Here is a 15,347-nt window from a genome sequence, read left to right on the forward strand (position 1 = left end):
TATAATTCGGTTTCGCCGTACATTTTGTAAAACAAATACTTTGCGAGCTGCCATGAATAAACGATCGAACACGCCAATACAAACGAATAACATTTTTCAACGGATTGAAGAAAGTTATATGGTACCCACCGGCTCGAAGATCTTCTGCAAATTGCTTCATATAGAGAAGGTTTCTTGCAGACAACCCTTTGATGTTGGGAAACTCTTTTTTCAAATCTGCAGATAGCCTATCTCCTATTTTATGACAATCAAAACACTATATAGTTTACTAAAAATATTTGCATTTTGATTGATAAAATCGTACGTTTGCCTTGTAACCAAATAACAACCTACAACATGGCAAAAAATAAAACATTAGATGTAAAGGGAATCGAAGTCACTATGATAACTGACCGTATTGGAGATTTTATTTCACTAACTGACATGTTAAGGCAAAAGACGGTGATTTCTTTATATCCGACTGGCTAAGAAATAGAAATACCGTGGAGTTTCTGGGTATATGGGAATCTGTGAATAATCCGGCGTTTAATTATGGCGAATTCGCCATAATTAAAAGTCAGGCGGGTCTAAATAGTTACAAAATCAGCGTGAAAGAATGGGTGGAAAAAACAAATGCAATTGGGTTGTTCGCAAAGGCTGGAAGATACGGTGGTACTTATGCCCATGCTGATATAGCATTCGAATTCGGCATGTGGATAAGCGCTGAATTCAAGGTGTATTTAATAAAAGAGTTTAAGCGATTAAAAATGGCTATTACTCAATTACGTTCGCTGATGGCACATAGCAAATCCGTGGGGAAACTGAAGAATGGCTAGCTTCTTTTCCTACTACCAAAATATCAAATGTACCCTTATCATAACAAGATAAAGCAACGGATAACAAACGGCGAACTGATAAAATTTGAATTCGTCGAAAGATACAAGGACATAAGTCCCGCTTTGCTTCTATATTTCAAGACCGAACCCTACATAAGGCCTATAAGGGAGCACCGGTTTGAAGAATATAAACCGCTTTTGAAGGCATGGAACCAAAACGATGCGCGAGACACCTCTGCACCCTAATGACGAACGTGTAGAACGTTTTAACGGTAACGGTTAAGGATTTCATTTGAGGGATTTGAATTGAGTTGAAACAACTACTTAACATAAAAAACCCACGCCGGGGAGACGCGGGTTTTTCAAACTAACCAATTATAAACCTAAATTATGAAAAGACAATTCTACGCCAATAGTAGTTCAAAGGACGTGCCGGTTTGGGTCTGAAACTGTTAAAATTTGTTAAACTTGGAATCGGATTGGTCTTTGGAGAGCAAACCGACCATAATAAGCCGCTAGTCTGAGGAGATAATCTCATTCACAAACTTTTTTCGCTTTTCTACGCTGCCTTTTGGAACGTCTATGATTTCGTAACCATAACGTTGATATACGATTTTCAGCTGCCCGTAAGTATACGTTGCTTCTTCCCAGGTTTGCTTCCGTTCCGTATCAGTTTCATAGATTTCACGCCATGGCGGGAGGATGAAAATAGTTGGATGATATTGGCAAGCCGATGCTTCTTTCACAACGGAAGGCGAAATGGAATAACCGATCATCTCGGCGTAACATATCGCATCAACGACGCTGCGATCGAAAAAATGTATTCCTTTCGGTTGCCTTTCTACCGCCCGTTTATAATCTCGGATCGAGGCTACTAGCATGAGATCAGTATACCGCGCCTTGTTCTTCCAAGGCAAGGCATCACCGCCGGCAGCTAGTTGCTCCTTGATGATCGCCCTAGCTACTTCAGTGACGATTGTCACCCCGTCTGCGGCCAAGGCATTCAATAAGGTTGTTTTTCCAACGCCAGGTCCCCCTGTTATGACATATAACTTGTTCATTCGTTTAAATTCAATGTATCGTGGTCGTAAAAATAGTCCCAGTTAAATCATGCTACCCTTGTAGCCGAAAGAATAGTGGCAGCCAGAGGAAAACAATGGATATAGTATGCTATTCGATATCGATGATATCCCCTGGTTTGCATTCTAAGACCTTGCATATTGCCTCTAGCGTATCGAACCTGACCCCCTTTGCCTTCCCTGTCTTCAAAATCGACAGATTGACTATCGTTAGCCCAACTTTTTCAGACAGCTGCGTTAGCGACATTTTCCGCTTGGCTAACATTACATCTAAATTAATAACTATCGGCATACCACTAAATAAATGAGTCGTTTTCCTTCTTTATGGCTATCGCTGTTTTGAAAACCAAACCAAACGCCAACAGCGCCAATCCAATCAACGTTTCAGCGGCAATAAATCCAACCCCCTTTTGCAACATATAGCCTGAATCATTGAGGTTTAACTTGGTGATGCAGTTGATAAAAAGATATTGCGTTATCGATCGCATGACAGGCAGTAACATCAATACCGTAGAGCCCCATAAAATTAACGAGGCGTTCCTTGTTGTAAATACCTCATCCTTACGAAATGAACTAAAGAGCTTTTTTATGCATAAAATGAGGAAGCCAATAAGTAGCCAATAAAGTAGTTGAGAGACTTGGTACAATAAAGCAGGTAACGAAAATAGTTCGCCGTAAGATTTAAACCTTAAATCCACAAGGGCCTTGTTAGTCGGCTGAACTACTACTTTCTTCCCGAACCAATCGTCTAAACTCCGGACGTTTTTATCATCACGAGGTTTGGCCTGTATATCATACACGGCATAGCCTTTTAAACTATTGCTCAGTGCCGGAGCACCGGAATCAAATAATTTGACACACAGAAATGCGACATAAAAAAGCAATATTATGGTAGTTAATAAATCAAGTGATTTGATGATTTTGCTATCCGAGAACTTCATATCAATTAAATTAACAGTTGCCAAATCTATTAATTTTTTATAATAATACAATTAAAATTTAATGTTTTATTTTAAAAACTCCTGTAAATGCCCCTGAGCGGTCTTAAGCAAATTGAATGGATCAATGATTTAATAGTACAAAACCGAGTGGTAATAGCCAAAGAGGGGGGTAACACTTGAAAAACCGTACCTTTAACCAAACTTCATTATTGCTATGCTTATCGTTACCTGTGCAATCATCGTCCAACACGGCAAAATACTGATCTGCCAGCGCAGCACCGCCATGGACCTACCGCTGAAATGGGAATTTCCGGGGGGCAAGGTGGAACCGGGCGAAGATGATGCGCTGACCATTGTACGCGAAATAAAGGAAGAGCTGCACCTGGATATTGAAGTGGTGAAGCGGCTCCAGCCGGTGGAGCACGACTACCCGGCCTTCCGGATTAGGCTAGTGCCCTTCATGGCCCATGTGATCGGTGGCAGCCTTCGGCTCGAAGAGCATGCCGACGCCAAATGGGTAACCGTCGCTGAGCTCGACCAGTATGACTGGGCACCGGCGGACGTGCCGATTGTGGAAGAGGTGAAGGGCGGCGCTGGATGATGATTTTCGAAGCTTGCTGCTCAGCGTATTTTAAAAGTGATTTCCCCCCGACGAGAAGCCGGTTTATTGTGTATAACACGGAATATGGTTACCTTGCAACAAAAAGCACGGGTGCGAACCGATTATAGCCAATATAGCGATGAAGATATTGTTTACCAGTTGGAAACCGGTAACCAGCGGGCATTGGTAAACCTATATAATCGTTATTGGGACAAGCTATTCGTAGTGGCTGCAAACCTGCTCGGCAACGCCGAGGAGGCCGAAGAGTGCGTGCAGAACGTTTTTATAGGGCTTTGGAATAGACGAAAGAAACTCAAGCTTACCCATACGCTTAGCACGTACCTCGCCGTGGCCGTAAAATACCAAGCACTGACCGTACTGGCCCGCCGTAAGCGCGAACGCGAACAAATGGCACCCCAAGACGCTCCCATCGAACCGATAGAAAATACTTCGCCCGAAAGCCAATTAATAGCCGAGGAATTGATGCAACGCATCATGCAAAGCATAAACCGGCTCCCGCCGCAGTGCCAACTGGTTTTCCGGATGAGCCGCGAGCAAGATAAAAGTGTGAAAACGATAGCGGCTGAGCTGAGACTATCTGAGAATACAGTAAAGATGCATCTGAAAAACGCCAACAAAAAACTGCGGGACGATCTTCTTATCATTATTTTTTTTCTTTCGTGTACACCCTTTCTCTGAGAATGGCAGACTATATAACCAAAACCGGTTATAGATGGCATTGTCAAAGGAGGAAATAGAAACACTAGCGGGCAAATTAATAGCGGGCACGATTACGCCGATCGAACAGGGCCAACTGAACGATTGGTTGGATGCCCAAATGGGAAAAGATACTTATGAAGTAGATACCTCATTTGCGACGAATAGCGAGGTATTGCGGGAGCGTATGCTACTGCAAATACTTGCCCAACTGGAGCCCGCCGAGAAACGTATGCGTAAGCAGCGTACACGCCGGTTGGCACTATGGTCTGCTGCTGCCGCCATGCTCCTCGCCGTTTCGACAATAACATGGTTCTCGCTCCGTACGCCGCCCGTTGAACGTGATATCGAATTGGCCGCCGACGATATTTTACCTGGCGGAAACCGCGCCACGTTAATGCTTGCCGACGGGCAGACGATTGAACTGAGCCCGGAGCAGCATGGCATTGTGGTAGGGAACGAAATCACCTACATGGATGGGAGCACCGTGCTTGGTGAGCACTCGATCACGCATTCACTCACACTCACCACCCCCAAGGGTGGCACTTACCACGTTACGCTGCCCGACGGTTCGCAGGTATGGCTCAATGCGGGTAGTACACTGAAATATCCAAGTCACTTTGAGATCAATGAGCGTGTGGTAACCCTTGAAGGCGAAGCTTATTTCGCCATCAAACAGCAGCGGATAAAAGGCGGAGACGCAAATGTACCATTTAAGGTCTTATCCGCTGGCCAAACCGTGGAGGTGTTGGGCACCGAATTCAACATCACGGCCTATCCTGATGAATTGGAGACCAAAACGACGCTGGTAAAGGGAAAAGTAAACGTGTTAAATCTGATGACTGATATCGCCCATCAGCTAAAACCGGGAACACAAAGCATCATTCACGATACAACAACCCGTATAAGGCAGGTGGACACCGAACAATACACCGCTTGGAAGGACGGGTATTTCTACTTCGATGGATTGTCTCCGCAGGAAGCATTTTCGCAACTGGGCCGCTGGTACGACCTCGATGTGATTTATCGGTCCAATGTTCCGACAGTCCGTTTCTTCGGGATGATCGAACGCAGCAAATCCTTTGAATCCATTTTAAATATCCTCGGTAAGAGTGGGGTGAAATTTGAAGTGGAAAATGTGAGTGGTAGGAACCGACTGATCGTAATCAGTGAATAGCCAATAATTGATGAACTTAAAATTTTGACAACCAAATGAAAACGTAAAGAACTGACCCATCGGAAATTTCAAGCAAAAAACGGATGATGCTCGCAACATCACCCGCTTAAATTGCCTGGACGGAGTGGTAGCGCTGAAAACGCTATTTGTAACTACAATTACCAACATCCAAACAAAGACAAATATATGATTTTTACACGATGTGTAACGGCCAGGACATGGCCGGGCAAATATCGACTATTAGTAACCATGAAGCTAGCGATATTTTTATCTTTTCTGCTGTCGTTCCATGCATTTGCAGAAAGCAGGGCCCAAAAGATCACCCTCAACGCAAAGAATACCACACTGCGTGCGGTAATGAAAGAGATTCAGAAACAGCAAGGCTATTCGTTTTTCTTCCGGGGCGATGACATCGCGACTACACGTGTAAACGTTACGATCAAGCAGGCCGATCTGCCACAGGCCATGGAGCAGCTGCTGGCCGAACGTAACCTGCAATGGTACGTAGAAGACGGAACGATCGTGATAGCGGCAAAGCCGCTTCTTTTGAATACCCCGGCCTCAACCGTGCAGGAACGGGAGATAACCGGAAGGGTTACCGACGACCAAGGCAATCCCCTGGAAGGGGTAACCGTATCGGCGCAAGGCCATGCTGGCGCAACAAAGACCGGTACCGACGGTACGTATAGGCTGGTGGTGGCCACCGAAGGAGCCACCTTGGTGTTTAGCATGATAGGCTACGAAACGACGAGCCGAGAATGGAGCGGTGAGCGCACCCTAAACGTTTCCCTGACTGCGTCGTTGAGTGACTTGGAAGAGGTAGTGGTGATTGGATATGGTACGCAACGCAAAGCGGACATAACGGGATCTGTGGCGACGGTAAGCGCTACGGAGCTAACTAAGACCCCCGTGGCACAGGTATCTAACATGCTGGCGGGGCGCGTACCCGGGCTAACGGCCATACAAGGAAGCGGGCTGCCGGGGAGCGATGCTTCATCATTACGCATCAGAGGGTTTGACGCGCCACTCGTGCTCGTAGATAATGTGGAGGGCAACATGAATACGCTCGACCAGAACGAAATCGAATCCATTACGTTCCTGAAAGACGCTTCAGCGGCGGTATATGGGTCGAGAGCGGGAAACGGCGTGATCCTGATTACAACCAAAAGAGGGCAGCAACAAGCTCCCACGATTACCTTTTCGCAAAATGCCACATTCCAGTCGGTAACCAATATGCTCAGGCCCACGAGTTCGGGACAGAATGCGGAACTGATCCGCGAAGCCCATCTCCAAGCGGGGTTGCCGGAAGAAACATCGCGTTTTACGCAGGAAGAAGTTGATCTGTTCTATGCCGGCACGAATCCCGATTATCCCAACACCAATTGGCTGGAAGAGGTAACCCGCAAGCATGCCCCCCAGCAACAATACCACGTTTCTGTAAGGGGTGGAAATGATAGAGTGCGATATTATGGTTTGGTGGGAATGCTAGACCAACAGTCCATGTTTAAGAAAAACGGCGGTGAATACACCCGTTATAACTTGCGCTCGAATGTGGACGTGAATATTAACAAGGACCTGGACTTCAAAGTGGATCTGGCGACCAGCATAGAGAACAGGGACTTCCCCTGGCGCGCTGACGAAAAAGAAAATTCAGTATGGCAGGATTTCTGGAATACCGAGCCTTTCTACCCGTCATCATTACCCGACCCGACCAAGATTCCCTATGCGAATGGTGGCGGTACGGGCGGCATCCATATCATTTCCAATAGTGAGATTACCGGTTACCGGCGAACCAACAGTCAAAACCTATTCGGCACAATGGAACTGAACTACCGCGTACCGGTTGTAGAAGGGCTATCGCTCAAGGCTTTCGGAAACTACCGCCAGGATTATTCGTTCAGCAAGGTGTTCGAACGCCTCGTGGATACCTGGACCTATAACCACGAAAGCGGGATTTATACGCCGATGGGCGGAGCTAACAATCCGAGGTTGACCCATTACCACAGCAGAAGCAAGGTGCTCACCGGGCAGTTCTACGTGAATTATAACCGTGTGTTTGCGCAAGATCACCACGTTTCTGGGATGTTACTGTATGAAGTGATCGATTATGCCTCTGATGATATCTCGGCCGGCCGCGATAATTACATCACGCCCGTTGTAGACTACCTGTTTGCAGGAGGGGTAAACGGACAGCGGGCCAATGGCGGAGCGTGGGAAATGGGGCGGCTCAGCTACGTGGGTCGCGTGAATTATGCCTTTCGCGACCGGTACTTGATGGAAGCAGCTTTCCGTATTGACGAATCGGCCAAGTTCTCAGAAGCAGGGCGCCGCGGATTCTTCCCCAGCATTTCCATTGGATGGAACGTCGCCAACGAGCCGTTTTTCAGTCCTTTGTCAAATACGGTAGACGTATTGAAATACAGGGCATCATACAGCCAAACCGGGAATGATAATGTGGGCAACTTCCAGTACCTCTCCGGGTATAATTTCGGATCGGCCTATATATTTGGCGACAAAGCAAACCCTGGCCTTATCGAGACCTCTATCGCAAACCCCCGGTTGACTTGGGAGGAGATGACAATTTACAACATGGGGCTGGATTTCAGGATTAAACAGGGATTGGTGTATGGTAATATCGACGCGTTTTACAGGCTTAGGGATAAAATACCGGGATCGAGATGGAATTCGCTCCCATCGACTTTCGGGGCTGCACTGCCAACTGAAAACATCAATAGCATTACGAACCGGGGGATTGAAGTGCTCGTCGGCCATCAAGGAAAGGCTGCGGAATTCGCCTGGGACATTGCCATGAACGTTGGGTGGAACCGCGGAAAATGGAAACATTATGATGAGCCCGGATATGAAGACGAGGACCAGATGCGCTTGAACAGGCTTTCTGGCCAGTGGACGGACCGGGTAATCGGGTACCGCGCCGATGGGCTATTCACCTCGTATGACGAAATCGGTGCACTGGATTACATCTATAACGAAGACACAGGAAATGCTTCTCTTAAGCCGGGCGATATACGCTACCTAGATACGAACGGCGATGGCTTGTTGAATTGGAGGGATCAGGTAATCATCGGTAACGGAACAACACCACGGTGGACCGGTGGGCTCAATCTGAATTTCGCCTATAAGGGGCTGGATCTTTCGGTGTTGATGCAGGGTGCGTTTTTCTTCTACCAGCACATACAACTGCAACACGGGCTGGTTTACCCCGAAATCATGTACACCGAGCGGTGGACCGAGGAAAGCAACCGTGCTGATGCGCTTATTCCGAGGTTGGGCGGAGCCAATAGCAACTCCTATATATCCGACTACAACTTCGTAGCGTCTGATTATCTGCGTTTGAAAACGGTTTCTATCGGCTACAGCATCGACCCGCAATATTTGTCGCGCGTGCGGATCAAAGGGCTGCGGGTACAGCTTTCGGGCCTGAACCTGCTTACGTTTAGCAAAATGAACAAATATAGCCTCGACCCGGAAGCACCCAGTAGCTATGCGGGATATTACTACCCGCAGATGAAAACGTTGAGTTTCGGTGTTAACCTGACTTTATAAGGAGAATTACGAATGAAAAAAACATATAAAAACTTTGCTCGGCTAACCGCCATGGTGTTGATCACGATGCTGGGGTGCAGTAAGTCGATACTTGACAAGAAACCGCTGGGTATTATTTCTGACGCGGTTGTATGGTCTGACCCGGTCTTAATCGATTCTTATCTGAACCAATGCTATGCCGAAATGGGCTTCTATCACGAAATGCCATACGGAGCCAATCAGGACTGGTTCGATAACGTGATGGCGTGCACATTTGCAGACGAGGCCGTATCGGCATGGACGCCCAACCCCATGTCTCATTGGATAACGGTTGCTGGAGGGGTTTATGAGTATTGGTCATACCCGACGATCAGGAAACTGAACGGCTTTATCGAAAAGATAGCGACGGCGGATGTGGACGACGACTTCAAAAAGCGCTATTTGGCCGAAGCCCGCTTCTTGAGGGCCTTTTCTTACTTCAATATGGTTAAGCGGTATGGAGGGGTGCCACTGATTACCAAGGTGCAGCAACTCGATGATCCGGAGGAGGAACTTTATCCTTCGCGTGCAACCGAGGAGGTGGTTTATGACTTTATCCTCGGCGAGCTTGACGAATTGGCTGGCGACCTTCCCCTGGAAGCTGTGGGCGGAAACACCGGAAGGCCCACGTTTTATGCGGCGCTGGCACTGAAAAGTAGGGCAGCGATGTATGCAGCAAGTATTGCCCAATGGGGCACCGTGATGCTGAACGGCACACTTGGGATCGACCCGTCGCGGGCAACCGACTTCTGGGAGAAAAGCTACCAAGCTTCGCAAGACATCATGACGAGTGGAAAATACGGGCTCTTCGAAAAATATGCAGATAAGACAGAGAATTTCCGGAAATTATTCCTTGAAAAGGATCACCAGGAGGTGATTTTTGCAGAGAAGTTCACCGGCATCGCGGGGCGGGGCCATTCTTGGGATATGTGGCAAAACCCGTTTGGCTACAGTGCATGGGGTGGCGGGCAACAAGCCAGTGTTTACCTGGAGATGGTACAGTCTTTTGAAAATATAGATGGTTCGTCTACAGCCATACAAGCGAAGTCGGATCACGTATACACACTTGACGAGCTATTCGGCAAAAAGGACCCGCGTTTCAAAGCCTCCATTTACACGCACGGGACGCCCTGGGCGGGAGATTTATTGGATTATCACCATGGTATTTATACCGCAGACTGGTCGCAGTTGATCGAGGTGGGCGCCTACCGCGGCGTCAATGCCAAAGGCCGCAGCTACGGGCGGCCCACACCGTTTGGTGTATTGAAATACCTGGATGAGAGTAAGGCCATCATTCCCGAACGGTACTATTCGGATACGGACTATTTGGTGTTTAGGTTGGGGGAAATCTATTTAAATAGTGCGGAGGCAGCGTTTGAGCTGGGACATTTGGACGAAGCCTTGTGGGCGGTCAATGAGATTCGGCGTCGTGCCGGATTGCCCGCACTCGCGCAAATCACCCGAGAGGCCATCCGGCAGGAGCGCAAAGTCGAATTGGCCTTCGAAGGAAACCGTTACTTCGACCTGCGCCGTTGGCGGACGGCAGTGACCGATTTATCACGGAATTACACAGGACTACTCCTTATGCTCTTAGGCTCCGAAATACAAGAAGGGCAATTCGACCTGCAATCCACTCCATTCGTGCTGTGGGCGGTAGACAATATCATGGGGAGCCCCGACCCTGTATTTTCAGAACGCAACTATTATTTGCCCATAAGTCTCAGCCGTACATCAGCAAACCCCAATTTGCTCCCGGAAAATCCAGGCTATCAATAAACAGAAGAAATCATGAAGAAAATGAAATGTATATACTGGTTGTTGGTTTTGTTGGTGATCGCCGCCTGTGGTGGAACGGCACCCAACCAGCACGAAGCGGATGATTGGATTGTGGCTGCGTATTATTTTCCGAATTACCATACCGGCGATGCCCGGAATGAGCTGGAGAAGGGTGCGGGATGGTCTGAATGGGAACTGGTAAAGCAGGCGGTGCCGCGCTTTGAGAACCACCGGCAGCCACTGGTGCCGGAATGGGGATACTTGGACGAAAAGGATCCGCAGGTAATGGCCAAGAAGATCGATGCCGCAGTGAGCCACGGTGTGAACTGCTTCATCTTCGACTGGTACATGTATGAAGATGGCCCGTTTTTGAACCAATGCCTTGACAGCGGGTTTTTGAATGCCCCCAACGCAACAGACATGCAGTTCGCCTTGATGTGGGCCAACCATGATTGGATGGATATCCATCCATATAAATTGGGTGATGAACAGCGTATTTTATATCCCGGTGCGGTGTCACCGGAGCGGTTTGAGGAAATAGGCGACTTCGTTATCGAGCACTACTTCAAACGGCCCAACTACCTGAAAATCGACGGGAAACCCTATTTTTCAGTGTATGATATCCAGCGTTTTGTAGAAGGGTTTGGCAGCAGAGAAGCCGCCAAAGATGCGATGGACCGGCTCCGTGATAAGGCCGTGGCAGCAGGGTTGGCGGGTATTCACTGGAATTTGGTCGCCTGGGGTAACCCCATTTTGCCGGGCGAAGTGGTGCCGGAGAATACGCCTGAGCTTATTAGCCAGCTCGGTTTCGACTCGTCGACATCCTATGTGTGGATACACCATGTAGTGCTACCGGATACCGCAACCGACTACAATTACGTAAGGGATCGGTATTTTGAACACTGGGATGAGGTAGCGCAGGAATATCCGGTGGACTACATCCCCAATGTGACCATGGGTTGGGATTCGAGTCCGAGATGCTACCTGGGCTCTACCTGGACGAATACGGGCTACCCGTTCATGAACACCATCGGAAACAACACACCGGCAAATTTTAAAGCTGCTCTTCAGCAAACCAAAGCCCGCTTGGAGTCACAGCAATCGCCACTGAAATTCATTAACATCAATTGCTGGAATGAATGGACAGAGGGTAGCTACCTTGAACCAGACACCGTAAACGGCATGGCTTACCTGGAGGCAGTCCGCGACGTATTTGGAGGGGGTTAAGGCATGAAACACACTCGATTGGGCCTGCTCGTGGTATTGGGGCTAGCGGCCTGTACGGTAAAACGCAGCCCCTTAGCTGACGAATTCAGGCAACCGGCAATGGCATACCGGCCCAACCTGAATATCCACGGCTACCCGGACGAACCGGAAAAACAGGATGGTATTATCGCCGAATACCTGTTGAACGGGTATGGCGGGATGGCCACGAACGCCAACTGGACGGACGGTTACCTCAAAGACGAAACGGAAATGAAATCTCTTTTCCGCTTCGCAACCGAAGCCCGCTCCAAAGGAATGAACGTTTGGTTGTATGATGAGAATTGGTATCCCTCCGGAATGGCCGGGGGGTATATACTTGAGGAGCATCCGGAGTGGGAAGCAGAAGGCTTATTGTTTAAAGACAGCGTATTGACCGGTCCGCGGGGCATCCAACTGCCCCTGCTTCCCGGTAAGCTCATGGCGATTAAGGCCGTACCTGTGGAAAAAGGCATAAACCGCTTGGACCGGACCGAAGACGTGAGCAATTCGGTACGGGATGGCGTGCTCCATTGGCAGGTATCTGCCGGCACGTGGCGGATCGTTCAGGTTGCTACCAATGTGCTCCGCGACGGCTTCCAAGCAGGTACGGACAGAGGAGGAAAAGAACGGTACTACCCAAGCTTGCTGCTACCGCAAGTGGGGGAACGTTTTATTGAATTGACCCATAAACGATATGCTGAAGTACTGGGTGAGAAATTGGATAACTTGTTCTATGCTACCTTTACAGACGAACCTTCATCAATGGCACATTCCTTCCAGAACCTTGGATACGGCGTGTATCCGTGGAAACAGAACGTGTCTGACACGCTATTGGCGCGGTTTAATTGGAGCCTCAAAGATAAGCTGACCACGCTACTGCTGGACGAAGATAAAGAAGGGCAGCAGCTCCGGTATCAGTATTTCAGCGTAATACGTGACCTGATGAGGGACAACTACTTCAAGGCAATCAAAGCGTATTGTGCCACACAGGGTATTAAATCAAGTGGCCACCTACTGCTTGAGGAGTCGCTGCCAATACAAGCCTTGCTGTATGGTGACATCATGGCCTGTTTTCGGGAAATGGACATCCCGGGAATCGACGTGCTGACAGCCATGCCCGAGTTTACACGGCGATACTTGTACTCGGCCCGCCTGGCGGCTTCTGTAGCCGAACTTAACGGCAGTTCGGAAGTGATGTCCGAGATCTGCCCTGTTGCGGATCCCCCCCATCGCGACGGAAAGGAAGCTTCGACCATTGAAGCAAAGGGCACGGTAAACCGGCAGCTTGTAGGCGGTGTAACACGGTTTAACAACTACCTTCAACTTGAGCATGCCTCACAAGCTGAAAAATATGCGTTTAACACTTATGTAGCTCGGATTTCCGCGCTGTTTAGCCACGGACATCGGGCTGCTAAGGTGGCTGTGCTTTATCCCATCGAAACCATCTGGACGAAGTCCAGACCGGTACCTGCTTGGAACAAGAGCTGGGACGATATGGCGGGCGGAACCAAGGAGGTAATCGAAACCGCCACCCTGTTTGATAACATATCCGACCATTTGTACGACCACCACTGGGAATTCAGCTATCTCGACGTTCAAGGAATTCTGGACGCTACGGTAGCCAACGGAAAACTCTGCCACGGTAAATTATCTTGGGAGGTACTGGTGCTACCGCAGGTAGAAACGATACCTGCTGCGGCGCTAGCCGTAATTGATGCGTTTGTCGAAGCAGGAGGCAAAGTGATTGCGGTTGGCCATCTGCCTGAAAACTCAGACATGGATTTCCCTTCGGAACCCGTTAAACGCCTTTCGGCAACACTCTTTTCAGACGGGGGAAGCAGAAGTAAAAACACCATACGCCTACATAACTATGATGAATCCACCTTTGAAGAGGCGTTATCAACAGTGTTGACTCGGGACTATACCATTGAACCGATGGGCTTACCGGTGCTCGCCAGCCATAAAAAGATAAATGGCGATGATGTGCTCTTGGTAGCCAATGACAGTGATGGTCCGTTGGAATTCAGGGTACGATTTCCGTCGGAAGGAGACGTCTCCCTTTGGGACCCGAATAGCGGAGACATTAACGAAACGAGTCGTGAGACCACCATTAAGCTGGCCCCATATGATGCAATTGTGGTCAGGAAAACACAGTAAGTCGGATTATTATAAAATCAGAAAAAGATGATCGTAAAAAGCAATCCCAGCAAGTGGACGTATGTTGTTATATGTTTATGCCTGTTGTTCGGCAATTTGGCGGCCTGCAAAAATGAGGGAAAACAACCGCCCAAAGACGAACCGCCCATCGATATCCCGGCGGGGGATGTACAGGTTGGGGTTTATTACTTCCCCAATTGGGGACCGGTCTTCCGGTCGGAATGGGCGCTTATACGCGATGCTAAACCACGCTTTACGGGACATAAACAACCAAAGAAACCGCTTTGGGGATTCGAAAACGAGGAAGACCCGGAAATAATGGCCAAGAAAATCGACGTGGCGAGTCAGCACGGCGTAGATGCATTCATTTTCTGTTGGTATTATTTTGATCCCGCAACGCTTGAGCGCCCAGGGGGCAAGTACCTCTCGGAAGCGTTGGAAAATGGCTTTATGCAAGCCTCCAATGCAGGAGACGTTAGTTTTGCCCTCATGTGGGCCAACCATGATGTAGGCACGATGATGGGCGCTATAAAAGCCGAGACCTTTGAGGAAATGACGGACTATATTGTAGAACGGTACTTTAAGCACCCTGCTTATTGGAAAATAGACGGATGTCCTTACTTTTCGATCTATGAATTTGACACGTTCCTGAAGGTTTTTGACGGCGATGCGCAGTTGGCACGTGAGGCACTGGAGCGTTTCCGGGGCAAAGTTAAGGCCGCTGGGTTTCCGGATTTGCACCTGAACGTCGTCTTATGGGGGCTTAAAGGAGAGCTGTTGACTACTGCATTTGAGATGGCTACGATAAACAGCACCACTTCCTACGTATGGATCCACCACAATGCGCTTCAGGGTTTTCCGACAGCCCAGTACGATGCTGAAGCCCATAAGTATTTCAACAGCGTTGCGTACGGTGGCGCCGCAAATGGGTTGGAAAAGCCGGCCAGTACGCTGCCCGTGCCGTACTACCCCAATGTGACGGTGGGATGGGATGCATCTCCCCGCACACGCAACGCAGATGGGTGGGATAAACGTAGGGACTATCCATTCGGTGCGGTAATGGTAAATAACACTCCGTACGCATTTAAAAAGGCATTGGCAAAAGCGAAGGGATTGGCACTTCAGAACGATGCACCAAATCGCGTTCTTACGATTAACGCCTGGAACGAATGGGGCGAAGGGAGCTACCTCGAACCCGATGAGGAATTCCAATATCAGTACCTTGAGGCGATTAAAGAGGTGTTTTGAAAGGAATTT

Annotated in this window: 13 protein-coding genes; 10 read left to right on the forward strand and 3 right to left on the reverse strand. The window is 48.6% G+C overall.

From position 1 onward, the window contains the following. Positions 1 to 336 precede the first annotated feature (336 nt). On the forward strand, positions 337 to 468 hold the full coding sequence (locus VNQ80_RS07920; RefSeq protein ID WP_325637224.1) for a hypothetical protein: 132 nt from the start codon (positions 337 to 339) through the stop codon (positions 466 to 468). A gap of 14 nt (positions 469 to 482) precedes the next feature. Continuing rightward, positions 483 to 815, forward strand: a complete 333-nt coding sequence (locus VNQ80_RS07925) for a KilA-N domain-containing protein (protein WP_325637226.1) — start codon at positions 483 to 485, stop codon at positions 813 to 815. A gap of 515 nt (positions 816 to 1,330) precedes the next feature. Here the strand turns inward: VNQ80_RS07925 and VNQ80_RS07930 are convergent. From VNQ80_RS07930 to VNQ80_RS07940, 3 genes are all read right to left on the reverse strand, one after another. Beyond that, complete coding sequence (locus tag VNQ80_RS07930) at positions 1,331 to 1,876, reverse strand: AAA family ATPase (protein ID WP_325637228.1); 546 nt, start codon at positions 1,874 to 1,876, stop codon at positions 1,331 to 1,333. Between the two features lie 109 nt (positions 1,877 to 1,985). Then, entirely contained in the window at positions 1,986 to 2,186 is a 201-nt protein-coding gene (locus VNQ80_RS07935; RefSeq protein WP_325637230.1) for a helix-turn-helix transcriptional regulator, read from the reverse strand. A gap of 4 nt (positions 2,187 to 2,190) precedes the next feature. Further along, entirely contained in the window at positions 2,191 to 2,859 is a 669-nt protein-coding gene (locus VNQ80_RS07940; protein ID WP_325637232.1) for a DUF2975 domain-containing protein, read from the reverse strand. A 190-nt stretch (positions 2,860 to 3,049) separates the two neighbouring features. Between VNQ80_RS07940 and VNQ80_RS07945 the strand changes: the two genes are divergently transcribed. The 8 genes from VNQ80_RS07945 to VNQ80_RS07980 all read left to right on the forward strand — a co-directional run bounded on the left by VNQ80_RS07945 (position 3,050) and on the right by VNQ80_RS07980 (position 15,338). Further along, positions 3,050 to 3,436 carry a (deoxy)nucleoside triphosphate pyrophosphohydrolase gene (locus VNQ80_RS07945; protein ID WP_325637234.1) on the forward strand — a complete coding sequence of 129 codons (387 nt, stop codon included), beginning with the start codon at positions 3,050 to 3,052 and terminating at the stop codon, positions 3,434 to 3,436. A gap of 84 nt (positions 3,437 to 3,520) precedes the next feature. After that, complete coding sequence (locus VNQ80_RS07950; protein ID WP_325637236.1) at positions 3,521 to 4,135, forward strand: RNA polymerase sigma-70 factor; 615 nt, start codon at positions 3,521 to 3,523, stop codon at positions 4,133 to 4,135. Between the two features lie 34 nt (positions 4,136 to 4,169). Further along, positions 4,170 to 5,330 (forward strand): FecR family protein, encoded by a 1,161-nt coding sequence (locus VNQ80_RS07955; RefSeq protein WP_325637238.1) that lies wholly within the window; start codon positions 4,170 to 4,172, stop codon positions 5,328 to 5,330. A 249-nt stretch (positions 5,331 to 5,579) separates the two neighbouring features. After that, positions 5,580 to 8,894 carry a TonB-dependent receptor gene (locus VNQ80_RS07960; protein ID WP_325637240.1) on the forward strand — a complete coding sequence of 1,105 codons (3,315 nt, stop codon included), beginning with the start codon at positions 5,580 to 5,582 and terminating at the stop codon, positions 8,892 to 8,894. A gap of 12 nt (positions 8,895 to 8,906) precedes the next feature. Next, on the forward strand, positions 8,907 to 10,688 hold the full coding sequence (locus tag VNQ80_RS07965; protein ID WP_325637242.1) for a RagB/SusD family nutrient uptake outer membrane protein: 1,782 nt from the start codon (positions 8,907 to 8,909) through the stop codon (positions 10,686 to 10,688). Between the two features lie 12 nt (positions 10,689 to 10,700). Beyond that, positions 10,701 to 11,915 carry a glycoside hydrolase family 99-like domain-containing protein gene (locus tag VNQ80_RS07970; protein ID WP_325637244.1) on the forward strand — a complete coding sequence of 405 codons (1,215 nt, stop codon included), beginning with the start codon at positions 10,701 to 10,703 and terminating at the stop codon, positions 11,913 to 11,915. Positions 11,916 to 11,918: 3 nt separating this feature from the next. Continuing rightward, the gene (locus VNQ80_RS07975) at positions 11,919 to 14,090 is read left to right on the forward strand and encodes a glycosyl hydrolase (RefSeq protein WP_325637246.1); all 2,172 of its coding nucleotides are present in this window, start codon (positions 11,919 to 11,921) and stop codon (positions 14,088 to 14,090) included. 27 nt (positions 14,091 to 14,117) lie between these two features. After that, complete coding sequence (locus VNQ80_RS07980) at positions 14,118 to 15,338, forward strand: glycoside hydrolase family 99-like domain-containing protein (RefSeq protein ID WP_325637248.1); 1,221 nt, start codon at positions 14,118 to 14,120, stop codon at positions 15,336 to 15,338. The last annotated feature ends 9 nt before the right edge of the window (positions 15,339 to 15,347 follow it).

Source organism: Parapedobacter sp., assembly GCF_035556095.1.
Classification (GTDB): Bacteria; Bacteroidota; Bacteroidia; order Sphingobacteriales; family Sphingobacteriaceae; genus Parapedobacter.